Source organism: Gammaproteobacteria bacterium (genome assembly GCA_016716465.1).
Lineage (GTDB): Bacteria > Pseudomonadota > Gammaproteobacteria > SZUA-140 > SZUA-140 > JADJWH01.
This window is the reverse complement of the sequence record JADJWH010000001.1, coordinates 851811-868837: the sequence shown is the minus strand read 5'-3', so window position 1 is coordinate 868837 and position 17027 is coordinate 851811. Positions and strand designations below refer to the sequence as shown.

The following is a 17027-nucleotide window of genomic DNA, read 5'->3' as shown; positions in this document are numbered from 1 at the left end:
TCAGACATCGGGGGGCGATGAGATGAAGGCAGTGGTAATGACGGCAGTGGGTGAACCCGATGTACTGGAGTACCGGGAGATTCCGGAACCGGAGATTGCCGTGCCGACGCAGATCAAGGTGCGGTTGCGCGCGGCGGGAGTGAATCCCGTCGATACCAAGATGCGCCATCGCGGCTTGTACTTCCCCGGCGCGCTGCCCGCGGTGCTCGGCTGTGACGGCGCCGGCTATGTCGTCGAGACTGGCGCGGCGGTGACGCGCTTCAAGGCGGGCGACGAGGTCTGGTTCTGCGACGGCGGTGCCGGCGGTGACCCGGGGTGCTATGCCGAGTACAAGGTCATCGATCAGGATGTGGCGCGACCGAAACCGGCGGCACTGAATTTCACCGAGGCCGCCGCGGCTCCGCTGGTGCTGATCACGGCATGGGAGGCTTTGTTCGATCGCGCGCATCTGCGCGCGGGGCAATCTGTGCTAATCCACGGCGGCACCGGTGGGGTTGGCCACGTCGCGATCCAGCTCGCGCGGCGCGCTGGGGCCCGCGTCTGCGTCACCGTGGGCAATCCGGACAAGGCTGCTTACGCGCGCAGCCTGGGCGCGGACGAGGCAATCGTCTATTCAGAGCGCGACTTCGTGTCGGCGGTCAATGAATGGACCGGCGGGCGGGGCGTGGATGTGGCGCTCGATACCGTGGGTGGCGAGGTATTCCGCCGCACCATCGAGGCCGTTGCGCACTATGGCGATCTGATCACCCTGCTCGATCCCGGCACGGATGTGGCGTGGCGCGAGGCGCGCAACCGTAACCTGCGCGTCGGTTTCGAGTTCATGCTGATCCCGATGTTGCGCGGACTGATGGACGCGCGACGGCGTCAGGGGGGAGATGCTGGATCGTTGCCGGGAGTGGTGCGAGGAGGGTTCGTTAAAAATCGACGTCGCGCGCGTCCTGCCGCTGGAGTGGGCCGCCGAGGCGCACCGGCTCATCGAGCAGGGGCACACCCGTGGCAAGATCGTGCTCGAGATTGCGGACTGATGCGCAAGCATGTCGAGCGGCCGGGGGGCAGCCGCGCATCCGCGCCGAACGTTTCCGGAGCAGCGATCACACCTGTCGGTAGTGATCAGCGGCGGTAACGCGGCCGTTCGCTGCGAATGCGCAGCGGCTGGAGGTCTCCGGTATCATCCGCGTCGTGTTGCTCGCCCCAGGCCTTGCTGGATTTGAGGCTCAGTGCGATCACCGCGCCGACGATACCGCCGACGACGAACGCCATGAACACCGCCTCGATCAACATATCCGTCATTGGTGTTACCTCCGAAGTCTATGCCCGTCGATGTGAAATTTTTGATTCCTCCTTGTCTGATATCGACATCCGCGCGGGCGGATTTAATGCGCCGCGTGCCAGCGCGGTGGCGGGCCGCACGCCGTGTGCCGGACAAAGGCGCGCACGGGCCCCTTCACAGAGCTGGAAGAATTCTATTTTATTTTTTATAAATAATATGATGTGAGTTAAACATTATGTGAAGTCTGATTGGTTGCCGGGTGCCCGGGGCGCGCGTATCTTGTCCGGATGAAGACCGGTCACCCTGAACGCAGGCAATCCGGGCGCGGCGCCACGCTGAGCCCCGACAACCGTTACGGTATGACTGCGCGCGCGGAGGTCGATGACGGCTGGGGCAGCCTCGACGCCCCGCTGGAACCGCTGGCCACCACGCTGACAGTGGACGCCAGCCGCAGCGTGATCAGCTACAACAGCTCGCCCGATGTCGGCTTTGACCGTTCGATCAATCCCTATCGCGGCTGCGAGCACGGCTGTGTCTATTGCTTCGCGCGACCGACCCACGCCTACCTCGACCTGTCACCCGGGCTCGACTTCGAGAGCCGGCTGTTCTATAAGCCCGACGCGCCCGACCTGCTGCGCAAGGAACTCGCCGCGCCGCGCTATGAATGTGCGCCGATCGCGGTCGGCATCATCACCGACGCCTACCAGCCGGTGGAGCGGCGCCTGGGCCTGACGCGGCGCATCCTCGAGGTGCTGCTGGAAGCCCGCCACCCGTTCAGCATCGTGACCAAGTCCGCCCTGATCGAGCGCGATCTCGACCTGCTGGGCGAGGCGGCCCGGCGGAACCTGGTCGGTGTCGCCGTGTCGGTGACCACGCTGCGGCGCGACCTCGCGCGACGGCTGGAGCCGCGCGCCGCAGCGCCGCAGCGCCGGCTGGAGGTTATTCGCACGCTCAGCGCCGCCGGCGTACCGGTCACCGTGCTGGTGGCGCCGCTGATCCCGGTGCTCACCGATACCGAGCTGGAGGACATTCTCGGCCAGGCGCGTGAGGCAGGCGCGCGCGCCGCCGGCTATGTGCTGCTGCGCCTTCCATGGGAATTGAAGGAGATCTTTCGCGACTGGCTCGTCACGCACGAACCGCTCAAGGCCGCGCATGTCATGAGCCGCCTGCAGGAGACGCGCGGCGGCAAGGACTATCAGTCGGAATTCGGCACGCGCATGCGTGGCTCGGGCGAATACGCCGACATGATCGGACAGCGCTTCCGGCTGGCCGCGAAGAAGTTCGGCTATGGCGCACTGACGGAGCTCGACTGTTCCCTGTTCAGGAAACCGGCCGGTCCGCAAATGAGCCTGTTTTAGTGGGCGAAAAATGGGGACAGATTTCAAATCTGTCCCCATTCTCATCGAAGAATAAGTCCGTCCCGGCGATTACAGGAACGATGTATGGCCTTCGCCTACTACAAGCGCCTGACCCGCCGCCAGCAGGGTATCTATCGCAAGAGCAACGAGGTGCCAGTCGTACCGTTGCCAAACTGGCGTGCCGTGCAGCCAATCGTACGCCGGCTCGGAGAGGCGCTGCCGGGCGGCGACCGGCACGTTGTACAAGAGATTTGCACTGAACTGCTCAATACGATGGCGGACGGACTGAAGATCCGCCGCGTGCGCATCCTCGTGCTGGAGCGCCGTCCCTCCGACGAGACCGAGGAGCTGCATGGCTGCTATCAACCGCAGGAAGAGGGCGGACACGCCGTCATCAAGGTCTGGATGCGCACCGCCAAGCGCAACCAGGTGGTGGCGTTCAAGTCCTTCCTGCGCACCGTGCTGCACGAGTTCTGTCATCATCTGGACTACGTGCTGCTCGGGCTGGCGGATTCGTTCCATACGGAAGGTTTCTATCAGCGGGAGTCAAGCCTGTTTCATCAGCTGATGCCCAAGACCGGGGTATAATCCGCATCCCGGGCGGTTCGTGCGTACTGTGAGTTGCCAGGATATGTTAATTCTGCGTCCCGGATTCCGTTGTGCTTTATCCGGGCGACATCGAATTGGAGATTTCCATGCAAGTAACTCTTGTCCAGATCCAGGTCAAACCCGAACACGTCAGCGATTTCATCGAGGCGACGCGGCGCAATCACGAGGACTCAATCCGGGAGGCGGGTAACCGGCGTTTCGATGTGTTGCAGTCGAACGAGGACCCGGCGCGCTTCGTGCTCTATGAGGCCTATGCCTCGGCGGAGGACGCGGCGGCCCACAAGCGAACCGCGCATTATCTGGCCTGGCGCGATGCGGTGGCGGAGTGGATGGCGGCGCCGCGGCAGAGTGTGCCGTATCGCGGCCTGTTTCCCTTCGGATGAAATCAATGTAGCCCGGATAGAGGCCCGGCAGGCCGGAATCCGGGAGATATCGAATGTGTTTCCGAATTCCGCTGCACTGCATCCGGGTGACCACACAGTTTGCGTAACGCGAGAAAATCATGATGGCTAACATTCGCTCCGCTCCTGCCCCATTTTCCATCGCCCGCCTGCCGCGCATCGAGTTCGGCGCGGGCGTCGCTTCCAGATTGCCCGCGATCGTCCGCGGCTTCGGCCAACGGGTGTTGCTGGTGACGGGGGCGCGTTCATTCCAGGAGAGTCCGCATTGGGAGCACCTGACACAAGGGTTGACGGAGCAGGGCGTCAACTGGTGGCACTGCCGGGTGGAGGGCGAGCCGACACCGACGCTGGTCGATACGGTGGTGGCGCAATATGCCGGAGAGGATATCGAGTGCGTGCTCGGCATCGGCGGCGGCAGCGCGCTGGACGCGGCCAAGGCCACCGCCGGCCTGCTGCGCGTGGGGCGCTCGGTGATGGATTACCTCGAAGGCGTCGGTCCGGAACTGAAATACGCGGGTCCGGCGGTGCCGTTCATCGCGGTGCCGACCACCGCTGGCACCGGCAGCGAGGCGACCAAGAACGCGGTGCTGAGCCGGTCCGGGCTTGATGGCTTCAAGAAGTCCTTTCGCGACGACAAGCTGGTGCCCGAATACGCGGTCATCGATCCGGATCTGCTCGCCGGCTGTCCGCCCGCCGTCATCGCCGCCAACGGCATGGATGCGCTGACGCAGCTGCTCGAGTCTTATGTCTCCTTGCGCGCCAACCCGCTGACCGATGCGCTGGCGTTGAGTGGTCTGGCCGCGGTGCGCGACGGCCTGCTCGAATGGTACGAGACCGGTGCAGCGGCCGCGGACGCGCAAGCGCGCATGGCTTACGCCGCGCTGCTGTCCGGCATCACTCTGGCGCAGACCGGGCTCGGCTCGGTACACGGCCTGGCGTCGCCGCTCGGAGCCTATTATCCGATCCCGCACGGCGTGGTGTGCGGCACGCTGGTCGGCGCGGCGACGGAGGTCAATCTCGCGGTGATGCGCGCCCGCGAGCCGGACAACCGCGCGTTGCCGCGTTATGCGGAGGCGGCCGAGGTCCTGACGGGCCAAGGGTTCGCGCGCCGTGAGGAGGCGTGGGATGCATTGCTGACCTTGCTGAGCGACTGGACCGCGCGCCTGCATCTGCCGCGACTGCGCGAGTATGGGCTGGAGCGCGCCGGATTCGACCATGTCGTCGCCAACGCCCGCGGCAGCAGCATGAAGACCAATCCGATCGTGCTGACCGACGCCGAGATCCGGCGCGTGCTGGAACTGCGGACATAGGAATGTATAAGAACGGGGACAGATTTAAATCTGTCCCCAAGGCCTCACGTGTCTCCAAGGCCCGATGGCAAAATACACCCGTCCCGGTGTACGATGTAATTGCGCCACTTGCCATTTTCCCGTATCGTAGCCTGCCATCTAGAATCTATCTGCGTTTGATTTCGTAACTTTTTGCTTATGAGATCTATTTTGGTTCTGAATGCCAAGGGCGGCTGTGGCAAGACCACGCTCGCGACGAACATCGCCAGCATCTATGCCGTGCAGGGACTCAAGGTCACGCTGGCGGACTTCGATCCGCAGCATTCCAGCCTGGACTGGCTGGCGGCGCGGTCCGAGGAGCGGCCTCGCATCGCCGGTGTCGCCGCCGATGCGGGCGCCTTCCGCGTCGATCCGGACTGCGACTGTCTGGTCATGGACGCCCCGGCGGCGGTGCACGGGCGGGCGATCACCGATCTGGTGCGCCGTGCCCAGAGCATCGTCATGCCGGTGCTGCCGTCGCCGCTGGACATGCGCGCCGCGGCGCATTTCATTGAGGAGCTGCTTGTCGTCGGCAAGGTGTCGCGCCAGGAGACCAAGGTCGCGGTGGTGGCGAACCGGGTACGCGAGAATACGCTGATCTATCATTCCCTCGAGCGCTTTCTGAAGCGCCTCGACATCCCGCTCGTCGCCACCTTGCGCGACACCCAGAACTATATCCGCGCCGCGGAGCGCGGCCTCGGTATCTTCGAACTCGCCCCCTCGCTGGCCGAACCGGACCGGCACCAGTGGAAGTCGTTGACGCGGTGGCTGAACAGCAAGCGCAGTCTGCCTGAGTGATGTCGAAGGATCCTCAGCGTGGCGGTCTGGCAGACGTCCCCTGTCCGCGGAGTAAAGCGGCGGTGCGCCGGATCGCGCGGGCGGCCGGCATGGGGCTGTCCCTGGCGGTCGCAGCGCCGGCGGCGCCCGCCGCCGGCGGGCCGCATCCCTTCCTGACCGCCGACCAGAATCCATTCATCCAGATTTTCAGCCTGCCGCTGCCGCAGAACCCACAGCTGGTCGAGGCCGGCGCCTGGGGTCTCGATTTCGCGCTCGATCTGACCAGCAACTCGATCGGCGAAGGCGCTGCCGCGGAGAACATCATCCTTGATGGCGAGACCTATCGCAGCACGCTGATGGTTACCCGCGGCCTGTCCGGCGGGCTGGAGGCCGGAATTGCGATTCCTTATGTGATGCACCGGCGTGGCGTCTTCGACAGCTTTATCGAGAACTGGCACGATACCTTCGGGCTCTCGAACCGGAAACGAACCGCCTTCGAACGCAATCAGCTTGTTTTTTCCTATGAGGATCCGGAGGGTTCCCTGGTGCTGGATGAACCCACTGAAGGGCTGGGAGATGTCCGGCTCTTCCTGGGCCTGCCGCTGGGAGAAGATCGGGTGGCGGGTCGCGACTATGCCCTGCACGTCAGCCTCAAGTTGCCGAGCGGCGATGCCGCAAAACTGCTGGGCAGTGGCGGCACCGACCTTGCATTGCAGTTGAGCGCGATGGATACCGCCCTGCTCGAACGCTGGCGCACGGCGCTGTTCTGGTCGTTCGGTGCGCTGCGGCTCGGGAGCGGCGAGGTGCTGGAGGCGATCCGGCGCGACTATGTCGCGATCGGCACGGTGGGTACGGAAACGGCGCTGACGGACGACCTCTCGCTCAAGGCTCAGCTCGACGCCCATACATCCTTCTACGACAGCGAGCTCGCGGCGCTTGGAGCCAGCTCCGTGCAACTGACCGTGGGCGGGACGATCGGCCTCTGGGGGCGGAACATGCTGGATCTGGGGCTGGTGGAAAATCTGTTCACCGATACAACGCCGGATCTCGTCTTTCACCTGGCGTGGAGAACGGTATTATAATGCCGGCCATTTACGTGGATGGGTTCATGCGGACAGTTCGACCGGGCGCCATGGGGGTTGCCTTCGCCTTTGCCATGCTGGCCAGCGGCCAGGCGCCGGCCGCCACGCTCGCGAGCATCGGCCACTACAGTTACAGCGCCGCTCACATCGATCAGGCTGCCGCGCTATCCCTCGATCCGGCCGGAGGCATTGCTCTGGCGGGACGCGATCGCACCAGGCTCTCGCTTTCCGCGGGCACGGATGCGGAGGAGGGGCGTGATTGGGAAGGATTGAAGCAGGATACGCTCTACTTCGGCTTCGCCCAACTGGCCGTCATCGGTGTCCTTTACGTCAGCCCGCAGAGCGTATCCAGGTGGTCCGCGGAGGACAAGGATCAGTACGATTTCCAGAAGTGGAAAGACAATGTCAGCAACCCGGTCTGGGATACCGACCAATGGTGGATCAATTACATCATGCATCCCTACTGGGGCGGGTCGTATTACGTGCGGGCTTCGGAACGTGGTTATGAACCCGCCCAGTCGTTCTGGTATTCCTTCGCGCTTTCCACCATGTATGAATTCGGCGCCGAGGCCCTGTTCGAGCCCGTGTCGGTGCAGGACCTGATTTTCACGCCGGGTCTGGGCTTTTTCGTCGGCCGTTACTTCATGTCGGTACGCGAGGGCATCCAATTCCGCGAGATGAACGGCGAAGCCCTCAGCGGGACCGACCGGGCCACGCTCATCATGACGGATCCGCTGGGCGCGGTTAACCGTCAGATCAACAGCGCGCTCGGGCGCCAGGCCTCCTTCACGTTGACTCCGGCCGTGATGCTTGCCGATGCCGCAGGGCGTGTGGGCCCGGCGGACGCCTACGCGGGTGTACAGTCCAGGGAGCTGTTTACGGGACTGCGCCTGCGATTGATCTGGTGATTTCTGCGGCGTGACCTCGCCGGGTGCTTGGTGTATCGTGGTCGAGACGGCATCGGCGAGGCGACGCAGATGAGCAGGTACAAGCGGATTACCCTGGCGATCGTCACATGCTGGTTCATGGGCGTGGCCAGCGCGGGCGAGCTTGCGCCGGGCCAGGCAGCCCCGGGATTCCGGCTGCCCGATCAGTCCGGGGCGATGCACAACCTGTCCGACTACCGGGGGCGCTGGGTGGTGCTGTATTTCTACCCCAAGGACGATACCCCGGGCTGCACCGAGGAGGCGTGCCGCTTCCGCGACGACATCCTGCGACTGGAGGAAATGGGGGCGCAGGTGCTGGGCGCCAGCCTCGATGACCGCGACAGTCATGCCAGATTCGCCGACAAGCACGATCTGCAGTTTCCCCTGCTCAGCGACGCCGGCGGAACGGTCGCGGCGTCCTACGGCTCCCTGCGCAATCTCGGCATCCTGAAAGTCGCCCGTCGCCATACCTTCATCATCGATCCGGACGGCCGGATCGCGAAGGTCTACCGCAAGGTTTCCCCCAAGGACCACAGTAATCAGATCATCGGCGACCTGAAGGAACTGCAACGCGCCTATGCGGCGGCGTCCGGCTGAACGGTCGGGCCATGAGCGCTGAGGTCGCGGTTTACGCCGGCGAAGCGCTTGGGCGCTATGCCTTTCCCGGCGGCCACCCCTTTGGCCCCTATCGTCAGGAGGCGTTTCTCGCCGAATTCGGCCGGCGCGGTTTCGCGCAGCGCGCCGACCTGCGCGCGCCGGTCCGGTCCGATCCGGCCGACATCGAGCTGTTTCATACCCGTGAATACGTGGACTGGGTCCGGGACAGGTCCGCCACGGGTCATGGCTATTTCGACTGGGGGGATACCCCGGTGTTCCCCGGGGTATACGAGGCCGCGGCCACCGTGGCGGGCACCACGCTGGCCGCGATCGAACACATCCTGTCCGGGCGGTGCCGGCGTGCCTTCGTGCCCATCGCCGGGCTGCATCATGCCCGGCGCGACGAGGCGGCGGGGTGCTGTGTGTTCAACGACTGCGGCATCGCGATCGAGGCCCTGCGCCGGCGCCATGGGGTGCGGCGGATCGCCTATGTGGACATCGACGCGCATCACGGCGACGGGGTGTTTTACGCCTATGAAAATGACCCCGATCTGATCTTCGCCGACATCCACGAGGACGGCCGCCATCTCTACCCCGGGACCGGCGGGGCGGAGGAGCGCGGTGCCGGACCCGCCCTCGGGACCAAGCTCAATGTCCCGCTGCCGGCCGGCGCCGGAGACCGCGAATTCATGGCGGCCTGGGAGGCCGTGGAGGCATTCATCGACGCTGCGCGGCCGGAGTTCATCCTGTTCCAGTGCGGCGCCGACAGTCTGGCGGGCGACCCCATCACGCATCTCGCCTACAGCGCCGCCGCGCATGCCCATGCCGCGCGCCGGCTCTGCATGCTCGCCGAGCGGCACAGTGGCGGCCGGCTGCTGGCACTGGGTGGCGGAGGATACGATGCCGGGAACATCGCGGAGGGCTGGAATGCCGTCGTCGAACAACTTCTTTCGGCGCCCGCGCCGTGATCAGTCAAATCCCCGGCGCTTCGGAAGAGTGACAATAAGCACATGGAAACATTCAGGATCCCGGGCCATGGTCGATAACCCGGGGGACGACATCGAAGCATTGGAGTTATCGGGTCAACAATGAAAATACGTTATTTTCCTACCCAGGGTGAGGAACCCATCGTGATCAACGTGTCGACGGAGTTCGAAGAAGAGATCCCCCGCTGGGACGTGGCGATCGAGGCACTGGTCCGCGAGGAATTCCAGAAGCAGCGGCGTGCGCTGCAGATCGAGGATTTTTACCGGCTGGCGCAACAGTACGCGATCAGGTTCGACGACATGATGGCGACGGTTTTCGAGCTGGTCATTAACGGGAAGTGGATCTATATGGAGGACGAGGGCTCTGTCCGGCATCTGAGGCGTGACGAGGTGAGCATCCTGAGCGCGCAGGGCCGTTTGCAGAGGGAAGACGTGAAGAAGTTCACCGGCTTCTGGCGCCCACTGCATTGAGGCAGTGACCGCCTGTGCCAGACCTTCCGATATTCGGTTCCTGATGGAGACCCCGGGATACGATATCGTCTTTTCCGGCGCCGTGGCGCCCGGTCGCGAGCTTGCCCAGGTCAAGCGCGAGCTGGCGCGGCTGTTCAAGACCGACACTGCCGCGGTTGAGCGCCTGTTCTGCGGCCGGCCGGTGATCATCAAGAAAGGGCTCGATCGCCAGACCGCGGACAAGTACAAGGCCGTGATGGAAAAGGCGGGCGCCATATGCGAGCTTCGCATACAAGCGGCCGCGGCTCCCGCGACCGCCGGGGCTGCGGAGAGGAAGTCCGCCATGACGATCGCCCCTGCGGGCACTGTTCTGAGCGCGCCGCGAGCAGTCCCGACGCCGGCGTTCGATCTCGGCTACATGCGGCTGGCCGCGGCGGGTGCGGACGTGCTCGAGGGAATGGACCGTGTGGTGGCCGCTCCGCTCTACGATCTGTCCGCCCTGAGCATGGCGCCTCCGGGCATCGAACTCGTCGAGGCACGGCCGGCAAAGCCGGCGGACCTGCCCGAGTTGGGTGATCTGACCGTGGATCTGCCCGGTCCGGATCTCGATTCCCGTGTCCCCCCGGCCCCGGTCCCGTTGCCGGATATCAGCGCTATCACGCTCGCGCCTCCCGGTACCGCGGTACTGCGGCCCGACGAGGCCCGGCCACCACCCGCTCCGCCCGATATCTCGGGTCTGGGGTTCGTGCTCGAACAGAAGGACGTATTCGCCCGCTGAGTGGGCGTGCACGTCCGCGTACCCACCTCGACGTTGAAACCGCCGGAGATGCCGGCGGGTTTGGGCCGCTTCAATAATCGCTACGCTGTGCCGCTATTGTGACAGGAGACACGGTCAGGAAGACGGTTTCGTGCACAATGGGTGCAAGTCCATGATTCCAGTCTTTTCCGCGGGAATCGATGCGGGGTCCTGGGCATTCCGTACAAGCGTGGTCTGGTGGCATGCAAACGATACTGGTGATCAATTCAAAAGGCGGCTGCGGAAAATCGACGATTTCCGCCAATCTCGCCAGCTTTTACGCGGTCAGCGGTGTCAAGACGGCAATGCTCGACTACGATCCCCAGGGCTCGACCATGCACTGGCTGAGCGCGAGACCCGCCCATCTTCCTCATATCCACGGGATTCACGCCTGCAAGCCGCGCAACGGCCTGACCCGCGTCTGGCAGATGACCGTGCCGCCCGAGACCGGATGCGTGATCATCGATGCCCCCGCCGGCGTCACCGGACAGAAGTTCCAGGAAATGATCAGCCGGGCCGATGCGATCGTGATTCCCGTGACGCCATCGTCGATCGATATCCACGCCACCTCCGCGTTTGTCCGCGACCTCCTGCTGATCGGCAGGGTCCGGCGCGTGGGAATACGCGTGGGCGTCATTGCCAATCGCGTGCGGCGCGATGCCCCGCAGTATGAGCCGCTGAAGAGGTTCCTGGCCAGCCTTAACATCCCGTTTGTGACGTCACTTTCTGATACTGACAGCTATATTATCGCGGCGGAGGGTGGCATGGGGATTCACGAACTCGACGGTGATGAGACGGCGTTCGAGCGCGAGCAATGGGCCCCGCTGCTCAAGTGGCTTTCCGCGCCTGCCCAGACGGAAGCGCGTGAGGAGTCGCGTCCCCGCCTGAATCTGGTATCCGTCTCGCGTTGATGAGTTTCCCGCGCCCGGTTCGGGACGGTTCAATCGGTGAATTCGATATCGCCGAGCAGATCGCTCAGTGAGTGGCGGTCCGTTTCGAGATCCTCGTCGTGGTCGGTATCGAAGGGAAGCAGTGCGGAGGCGGGTGGCGAGGACGGCACCGGCTGGATGTCCCGCCAGGTTTCCTGATCGAGCTCCTCCAGATCCCCGTCATCATATTGCACTTCTATCGTGTCAGTGTCGCGGGACACGACTTCGAACAGCCGGCCCGTCGTCGTGCGGTACCAATTTCCAATATTCACATTGTAGGTCATCGCCATGACGGATTCCTCCGCGCAGCTTGTGAGCCCGACGATCAGTCGTGAATGGCGGCCTCCTCGGCCGGCCCTTCCTTTTGTATGCGTTCGTAGACCTCTTTGCGATGTACTGTGACATGCTGCGGCGCCTGTATGCCGATGCGCGCCTGGCTGTTGCGAACGGAACAGACAGTGATGATGATATCGTCCCCGATCACCAGGGTTTCCCCGACTCTCCGAGTCAGTATCAGCATGATGTCTCTCCTCAATATCCTGATTGGACGTTATTTTGCAATGCCTGCTGTCACTGTGGTTGAACCGCCGTTCGCCTGGAAGGCGCCGGTGTTCCGGTCATTGTTAATAATTCGCATTCATTACTATAGATTCCGTGGCCATGCTCAGGACGATAAGTCCGTGCACGCAAGCTTGTAAATTCCTCAATTGGGGTACTCGCCGGGGAGTTCGATGTTGCCGCCGCGGGAGAGGGGCTCCAGGGTTTTCGGGCAGCTGCGCCAATTCGCCGGCGCTGGCGGGCGGGGCTCCGTCGCCGTTTAACGCTGGTTGTAGAGCAGCATGGCCTCGACGAGGGTGTGCACATGCAGCTTCTGGTAGATGTTCTTCAGGTGGGTACGCACCGTTTCATAACTGATTTCCAGTTCTTCCCCGACTTTTTTCGTCGAGTATCCCAGCTTGATGTATTCCAGGATCTGGAGCTCGCGTTTGGTCAGTTCGTCGAATTTCGTCTTCCGCGCATTCGGGGTGGCGGATTTGAAGGTTTCCAGGACCCGCTTGGCGATCACGCGCGACATCGGGGCCCCGCCATCGATCACGTCATGGATGGCGGATTCGATTTCCGTCAGGGAAGTCGATCCCTTCACGATATACCCGACGGCGCCGGCCTGAAGCGCGGAAAACAGATGGGCATCGTCATCATAGACCGTCAGCACGAGAAATTCGGTGGGGCAGCCGCGGGAAGAGACCTGCTTGATCACCTCGACACCGGAGATGTCCGGCAATTCAATGTCGATCAGGGTCACGTCGGGGTTGAGCCGGGTGATTGTTTCCACGGCCTCGGTTCCATTGGAGTACTGACCAACGATGCGCAGGCTCGTCGTATTCCCGAGCAGCAGAGCAAGTTCGTCCAGGTATCTCTTGTTGTCCTCGACGATGGCGACGTCGATGGTCTTTTCTTGGTTTAATTGAGACATTCTGCGGTGCGGCAACGGTAATTTGGGCTGGTGTTACCCGCCGGGCGGGAAACAGTCGGTACCGGCCGGCTATCGTGCGGGCGCGGGTAAAAGATCCACCCTAGTGGACGACATAAATCGAGTAAATACCACATTTGGGTGAATCGGCGCGCTAGGCGGAAATATCGCGGGTTTCGCGCCAGTTGGGCGTGCGGCGGCACAGGATTTCATGTCAGTTGAGCGGGAGTCGCATGGTGATCTTCGTGCCGCCGCCCTGCGGCGATTCGATGTCGATATCGCCGTTGTTTTCCCTCACGCGACGGATCATGTTGTTCAGTCCGTAACCCTTTCCATCGTTATGGTTCGCTTGCAGCCCGACGCCGTCGTCGGAGATGGTAATCGAAACCGCCCGGGCGTCGACCGTTAGGGTCGATTTCACATGAGCGGCCCTGGCATGCTTGGTGATATTGATCAGCGCCTCGCGGAAAATCTGGTGGATGGTGTGTTTGACCGCAAGAGCTGGCGCCGGGATCCCCGCGCTGATGCCGCTCGCGTGCATGTCGAATGTGATGTCGAAATTATTGAGCAGGTCATAGCCGAGCCTGCGCAGGGAGTTCACGATCTCTTCCCATGAATTCTGCCGTTCGTCGATGACCCACAGGAAGCTGCGCAGCTTGCGCGCCGATTCGGCCGTGTTGTTCCTGATCTTCTGAAGTTTCTCGCGCAGCCGGGCCGGGTTGTCGACACTGCGTTCCGCGCCTTCCGTGGCGATGGAAATGCTGGCCAGGTCGTTCAGCACGGTGTCGTGCAACTCGCGGTGAATTCGTTCCTTCTCCTGACGCGAACGGAATTCGAGCGCGAGCCGGTCGTGATACAGCCTGAGATTGTCGAGCGACAGAATGAGGGCGAAGGGCAGCATCAGGGAGAACAGCGCGTAGTTGTTCACCAGCCGGCCGCCTTCCGGCCAGGGCAGTACGATGGACATCAGGAAGAAGACCGCGACCAGGAGCAGGGCGATGAAAGTCGTCCGGATCTGCTTTTTCATGAATTCATCCTGGATGTACACCATCGAGTGGGTAAATGCGAATGACATCAGGACGATCCAGATGATCAGGAACGGCAGCGTCGTGGCCAGCGAGATGTGGCCGGCCAGATAGAGGAATGAAATAAACAACGAATAGAGATAGAAGCCCGCGGCGAGCGCAGGGTGATGCTGCAGAATGCGCTTCCTCTCCGGGAATACCATCGCGAAATGCACGATGGAGATCTGGCCGGTACTGGCAATGAAGAAGACGTCGATGAGCAGCTTCATCAGATCCGGATCCAGGATGATCGAGCGGTGCACGATCGGCGCGACGCTGACCAGATAGAGCGCGGTCGTGCTGAGGAAGAACGCGCAGATGAAGCCGGCGGTCTTCTCGTGATGAAGCAGGACGGATATCGCGGCGAAGATGTAGATGGCCGCGACGATATAGATGAGCCCCAGCCGCTTGGCGATCTCCTTGATGGGCATGACGCCCTTCACCGCGGCGATCTCCCAGGTATTGTCCGTGTCGTCAAAGAATTCGATGACGACGGTAAAGCGGCTGGAGATCTCCCTGTAGAGGTTTCTCTGGGCATCCCACCATGCGCCTTCTTCTTCGGCGGTGGCGAACGCAGGGAGTTTCCACAGGTCGGTGCCGTTGAGCCCGAGATCGCCTACCCGCGTGATCTCGATGTCATCCCGGACGGTGATGATCTCGCCGTCCGAGAACAGCGTGGGCGCGGAGCGGAGCGCGTGTACGCCGACGCCTGCGATGATGACGCTGCAGAGCGTTATGGCCGAGATCAGCGCCCACTGCAGGACGCGGTAAGTGATCCTGATCCCGAAAAGCCTTCGGGCCGATTCGGAGTGGGCTTGCGGTTTCATCTCGATCGGTGGCGGCTCGTTCCCGTACGCTGGCCGCGCAGCAGGGTCGAGGCATCGGCATAGGCGGGCCGGCGTCTCGCGGCATGGCAGATTATGCCCTACCACCGCCTTCGGTGAAACACGCTCCGATGGTGCAGGGACTTGGCTCGACGCGCCGATTCCTCATCCGCCGGACACGGAATCGGCGCGCAGGCCAACAGATACGGTCAGCCCTCCACGACGATTTTCCGGGCCAGTGTACGCTGTTGTTTCGGAATGGAGATCTCGAGCACGCCGTTTCTGCATTTCGCCGCGATGCGGTCCGCGTCAGTCGCATCGGGCAGGCTGAAGCGCCGATGGAAGGTCCCGCGCGGCCGTTCGACGCGTTTGTAGGATTCCGGATCTCCCTGCCCGGGCGCGCGTTCGCCCCGAATGGAGAGGACGCCGTTTTCCATCTGGATGTCGATCTTTTCCGGGTCGACCCCGGGGACGTCGACCTGGAGGACATAGGCCGCCGTGTTTTCCACGATGTCCACCGCCGGCGCCCAATCGCTGGTGGCGATGTAACTGCTTCCGCTGCCGTTCTCCTGGGAGTCGGACAAACGGTTAATCTCGTTGCGGAATTGTTCCAGCAACGACCAGGGTTCATAACGAAACACTTTCATGGGTATCTCCTCGTCAGATGGCTTGTCGTCGATTACACGGTTGATTTCGGGTCTCGACCCTGCTGAGAATATGGGAAGCGCCTGCGTGGTTTTCAAGTCGGCCGACGGTTGCAAGGCGGCGGCCGGTTCGATTAATCTGCGGCCCTTCAGGCGCGGTTGCGACAGGATTTCGGGGAGATAGGATGAACGTGCGGGAAACGATTGAGCGCAAGCTGGCCGAAGGCGTGTCTGGTGTGCGTCACCTCGAGGTCACCAATGAGAGTGACCGCCACAACGTACCGCCGGGCTCGGAATCCCATTTCAAGCTCGTGCTGGTGGCCGACGCGTTCGAAGGGGCCGGCCTGCTGGCGCGGCACAGGTTGATCAACACGCTGCTCGCCACGGAGCTCGCCGGTCCCGTGCATGCCCTGGCCATACACGCCTACACACGTGTGGAATGGGAGGAGCGTATGGGGCGGGCGCTGATGTCGCCGCCGTGCCTCGGCGGTGGTCAATCCGCGGCGGGTTAAGATCCGGCCGTCATTCGCAGATACAGTTCCCAGACCATTATTTCCAACCGCAAGGAGCAACAGGGTGAAAAGACGTCCATACCGTATCTGTTCGGCGCTGCTGCTGGCGTCAATGACCGCAATTCCCGTCGTCGGACACGCCGATCCCACTCCGCCGGTGCAGGAGGAGATGCATGACCCTGCATCGATGGGCGGTGTCGGTCGTCAGGATGCCGTGCCGCGCCGGGACCGTTCCGGCGGGCGTGACTGGGAGGGCCTGCTGAGCCCGGAACAGAAGGCGGAGATCGACTGGATCACGCTGCGGACTTCACCGCAGCAGCAATTGCTCAAGGCCCAGATCGACGTCAAGGAGGCGGAGCTCAATCAACTCATCCTCGGCGAGGATGTCACGCAGGATCAGTGGTATGCGAAGATCGATGAACTGCTGCAACTCAAGCGCGAGTATATGATCAACCGCTATCAGCGCATGATCGAGGTGCGGCAGGTGCTGAATCCCCAGCAGCGGGTGGTGTTCGATCTGGACGTGCTGTCCCGTCATTGAGCGACAGTGCCGGGCGCCTGGCGCGCTCCGGTGGTGAACCCGCCGCCGGCGGGATGGGAAATTTTTCGGAGATTAGACATGGCATCGACAGTCGAGGAACTCACGGTCAACTATTCGGAAGGCGATACCCAGCTGGTCAAGGAACTGGACAAGGTGGTGCTGTCGAAGGGCGCCTGGGCCACCCTCATGTATCGCTACCAGGACTGGGATGCCCAGAGCGGCGAGTTCGGTCCGGAAAAGTTCAGCATCCGGCGTTATCAGAAGCGTAACGGCGAGTATTTCCAGAAGTCGAAGTTCAATATTTCCAGCGCCGATCAGGCGCGCAAGATCATTGAAACCCTGGAGTCCTGGATCGGAACGTCCGCCGGGTAGATTTGGCCGGGCCGAAGCTGGCCCACAGCTGCCTATTATCCGCCTGTTGTTCCTACCCGTGCAGGGAGGGTTGGAGCCGACCGTGCGCCG

The 17027-nt window shown here is 62.8% G+C and carries 21 protein-coding genes and 1 pseudogene; 16 read left to right on the top strand and 6 right to left on the bottom strand.

The window, feature by feature from the left end; all coding sequences use genetic code 11:
- Positions 1–22 precede the first annotated feature (22 nt).
- A pseudogene (locus IPM20_04095) lies at positions 23–1025 on the top strand (zinc-dependent alcohol dehydrogenase family protein).
- Between the two features lie 85 nt (positions 1026–1110).
- Here the strand turns inward: IPM20_04095 and IPM20_04090 are convergent.
- Positions 1111–1290 carry a hypothetical protein gene (locus IPM20_04090; GenBank protein MBK9130811.1) on the bottom strand — a complete coding sequence of 60 codons (180 nt, stop codon included), beginning with the start codon at positions 1288–1290 and terminating at the stop codon, positions 1111–1113.
- Positions 1291–1557: 267 nt separating this feature from the next.
- Between IPM20_04090 and IPM20_04085 the strand changes: the two genes are divergently transcribed.
- The 12 genes from IPM20_04085 (at position 1558) to IPM20_04030 (ending at position 11491) form a co-directional block, all read left to right on the top strand.
- Positions 1558–2628 carry a PA0069 family radical SAM protein gene (locus IPM20_04085; protein ID MBK9130810.1) on the top strand — a complete coding sequence of 357 codons (1071 nt, stop codon included), beginning with the start codon at positions 1558–1560 and terminating at the stop codon, positions 2626–2628.
- A gap of 84 nt (positions 2629–2712) precedes the next feature.
- The gene (locus IPM20_04080; protein MBK9130809.1) at positions 2713–3216 is read left to right on the top strand and encodes a hypothetical protein; all 504 of its coding nucleotides are present in this window, start codon (positions 2713–2715) and stop codon (positions 3214–3216) included.
- A 107-nt stretch (positions 3217–3323) separates the two neighbouring features.
- Entirely contained in the window at positions 3324–3620 is a 297-nt protein-coding gene (locus IPM20_04075) for an antibiotic biosynthesis monooxygenase (protein MBK9130808.1), read from the top strand.
- A gap of 122 nt (positions 3621–3742) precedes the next feature.
- Positions 3743–4948, top strand: coding sequence for an iron-containing alcohol dehydrogenase (locus tag IPM20_04070; protein MBK9130807.1), 1206 nt, complete (start codon positions 3743–3745; stop codon positions 4946–4948).
- A gap of 177 nt (positions 4949–5125) precedes the next feature.
- Positions 5126–5764: a ParA family protein gene (locus IPM20_04065; GenBank protein MBK9130806.1), complete on the top strand. Its 639-nt coding sequence runs from the start codon at positions 5126–5128 to the stop codon at positions 5762–5764.
- Between the two features lie 62 nt (positions 5765–5826).
- Entirely contained in the window at positions 5827–6825 is a 999-nt protein-coding gene (locus tag IPM20_04060; GenBank protein MBK9130805.1) for a DUF3187 family protein, read from the top strand.
- Positions 6826–6851: 26 nt separating this feature from the next.
- Positions 6852–7733, top strand: a complete 882-nt coding sequence (locus tag IPM20_04055) for a DUF3943 domain-containing protein (protein MBK9130804.1) — start codon at positions 6852–6854, stop codon at positions 7731–7733.
- A 69-nt stretch (positions 7734–7802) separates the two neighbouring features.
- Positions 7803–8348, top strand: a complete 546-nt coding sequence (locus IPM20_04050; GenBank protein ID MBK9130803.1) for a peroxiredoxin — start codon at positions 7803–7805, stop codon at positions 8346–8348.
- Between the two features lie 11 nt (positions 8349–8359).
- The gene (locus IPM20_04045) at positions 8360–9316 is read left to right on the top strand and encodes an acetoin utilization protein AcuC (protein MBK9130802.1); all 957 of its coding nucleotides are present in this window, start codon (positions 8360–8362) and stop codon (positions 9314–9316) included.
- Positions 9317–9436: 120 nt separating this feature from the next.
- Complete coding sequence (locus tag IPM20_04040; protein MBK9130801.1) at positions 9437–9805, top strand: hypothetical protein; 369 nt, start codon at positions 9437–9439, stop codon at positions 9803–9805.
- Positions 9806–9848: 43 nt separating this feature from the next.
- Positions 9849–10562, top strand: coding sequence for a hypothetical protein (locus IPM20_04035; GenBank protein MBK9130800.1), 714 nt, complete (start codon positions 9849–9851; stop codon positions 10560–10562).
- Between the two features lie 221 nt (positions 10563–10783).
- The gene (locus IPM20_04030) at positions 10784–11491 is read left to right on the top strand and encodes a ParA family protein (GenBank protein ID MBK9130799.1); all 708 of its coding nucleotides are present in this window, start codon (positions 10784–10786) and stop codon (positions 11489–11491) included.
- Between the two features lie 29 nt (positions 11492–11520).
- Here the strand turns inward: IPM20_04030 and IPM20_04025 are convergent, their stop codons facing one another.
- The 5 genes from IPM20_04025 to IPM20_04005 form a co-directional block, all read right to left on the bottom strand.
- Positions 11521–11799 (bottom strand): hypothetical protein, encoded by a 279-nt coding sequence (locus IPM20_04025; GenBank protein MBK9130798.1) that lies wholly within the window; start codon positions 11797–11799, stop codon positions 11521–11523.
- Between the two features lie 35 nt (positions 11800–11834).
- Entirely contained in the window at positions 11835–12029 is a 195-nt protein-coding gene (gene csrA / locus IPM20_04020; protein ID MBK9130797.1) for a carbon storage regulator CsrA, read from the bottom strand.
- A 297-nt stretch (positions 12030–12326) separates the two neighbouring features.
- Entirely contained in the window at positions 12327–12983 is a 657-nt protein-coding gene (locus IPM20_04015) for a response regulator transcription factor (protein MBK9130796.1), read from the bottom strand.
- A gap of 211 nt (positions 12984–13194) precedes the next feature.
- On the bottom strand, positions 13195–14871 hold the full coding sequence (locus tag IPM20_04010) for a hypothetical protein (GenBank protein ID MBK9130795.1): 1677 nt from the start codon (positions 14869–14871) through the stop codon (positions 13195–13197).
- Between the two features lie 206 nt (positions 14872–15077).
- A complete protein-coding gene (locus IPM20_04005) occupies positions 15078–15515 on the bottom strand; it encodes an Hsp20/alpha crystallin family protein (GenBank protein ID MBK9130794.1) in 438 nt (145 codons plus the stop codon).
- A 182-nt stretch (positions 15516–15697) separates the two neighbouring features.
- Here IPM20_04005 and IPM20_04000 point away from each other — a divergent pair, with 182 nt between their 5' ends.
- From IPM20_04000 to IPM20_03990, 3 genes are all read left to right on the top strand, one after another.
- Entirely contained in the window at positions 15698–16024 is a 327-nt protein-coding gene (locus IPM20_04000; protein ID MBK9130793.1) for a BolA/IbaG family iron-sulfur metabolism protein, read from the top strand.
- A gap of 64 nt (positions 16025–16088) precedes the next feature.
- A complete protein-coding gene (locus IPM20_03995) occupies positions 16089–16565 on the top strand; it encodes a hypothetical protein (protein ID MBK9130792.1) in 477 nt (158 codons plus the stop codon).
- A gap of 78 nt (positions 16566–16643) precedes the next feature.
- Entirely contained in the window at positions 16644–16937 is a 294-nt protein-coding gene (locus IPM20_03990) for a hypothetical protein (protein ID MBK9130791.1), read from the top strand.
- Positions 16938–17027: the final 90 nt, after the last annotated feature.

What these genes read in the sequence shown, in the direction of transcription:
- IPM20_04090 (MBK9130811.1), bottom strand. Translation starts at nt 1,290, where the DNA reads ATGACGGATATGTTGATCGAGGCGGTGTTCATGGCGTTCGTCGTCGGC.
- IPM20_04085 (MBK9130810.1), top strand. Translation starts at nt 1,558, where the DNA reads ATGAAGACCGGTCACCCTGAACGCAGGCAATCCGGGCGCGGCGCCACG.
- IPM20_04080 (MBK9130809.1), top strand. Translation starts at nt 2,713, where the DNA reads ATGGCCTTCGCCTACTACAAGCGCCTGACCCGCCGCCAGCAGGGTATC.
- IPM20_04075 (MBK9130808.1), top strand. Translation starts at nt 3,324, where the DNA reads ATGCAAGTAACTCTTGTCCAGATCCAGGTCAAACCCGAACACGTCAGC.
- IPM20_04070 (MBK9130807.1), top strand. Translation starts at nt 3,743, where the DNA reads ATGGCTAACATTCGCTCCGCTCCTGCCCCATTTTCCATCGCCCGCCTG.
- IPM20_04065 (MBK9130806.1), top strand. Translation starts at nt 5,126, where the DNA reads ATGAGATCTATTTTGGTTCTGAATGCCAAGGGCGGCTGTGGCAAGACC.
- IPM20_04055 (MBK9130804.1), top strand. Translation starts at nt 6,852, where the DNA reads ATGCGGACAGTTCGACCGGGCGCCATGGGGGTTGCCTTCGCCTTTGCC.
- IPM20_04050 (MBK9130803.1), top strand. Translation starts at nt 7,803, where the DNA reads ATGAGCAGGTACAAGCGGATTACCCTGGCGATCGTCACATGCTGGTTC.
- IPM20_04045 (MBK9130802.1), top strand. Translation starts at nt 8,360, where the DNA reads ATGAGCGCTGAGGTCGCGGTTTACGCCGGCGAAGCGCTTGGGCGCTAT.
- IPM20_04040 (MBK9130801.1), top strand. Translation starts at nt 9,437, where the DNA reads ATGAAAATACGTTATTTTCCTACCCAGGGTGAGGAACCCATCGTGATC.
- IPM20_04035 (MBK9130800.1), top strand. Translation starts at nt 9,849, where the DNA reads ATGGAGACCCCGGGATACGATATCGTCTTTTCCGGCGCCGTGGCGCCC.
- IPM20_04030 (MBK9130799.1), top strand. Translation starts at nt 10,784, where the DNA reads ATGCAAACGATACTGGTGATCAATTCAAAAGGCGGCTGCGGAAAATCG.
- IPM20_04025 (MBK9130798.1), bottom strand. Translation starts at nt 11,799, where the DNA reads ATGGCGATGACCTACAATGTGAATATTGGAAATTGGTACCGCACGACG.
- csrA (MBK9130797.1), bottom strand. Translation starts at nt 12,029, where the DNA reads ATGCTGATACTGACTCGGAGAGTCGGGGAAACCCTGGTGATCGGGGAC.
- IPM20_04015 (MBK9130796.1), bottom strand. Translation starts at nt 12,983, where the DNA reads ATGTCTCAATTAAACCAAGAAAAGACCATCGACGTCGCCATCGTCGAG.
- IPM20_04010 (MBK9130795.1), bottom strand. Translation starts at nt 14,871, where the DNA reads ATGAAACCGCAAGCCCACTCCGAATCGGCCCGAAGGCTTTTCGGGATC.
- IPM20_04005 (MBK9130794.1), bottom strand. Translation starts at nt 15,515, where the DNA reads ATGAAAGTGTTTCGTTATGAACCCTGGTCGTTGCTGGAACAATTCCGC.
- IPM20_04000 (MBK9130793.1), top strand. Translation starts at nt 15,698, where the DNA reads ATGAACGTGCGGGAAACGATTGAGCGCAAGCTGGCCGAAGGCGTGTCT.
- IPM20_03990 (MBK9130791.1), top strand. Translation starts at nt 16,644, where the DNA reads ATGGCATCGACAGTCGAGGAACTCACGGTCAACTATTCGGAAGGCGAT.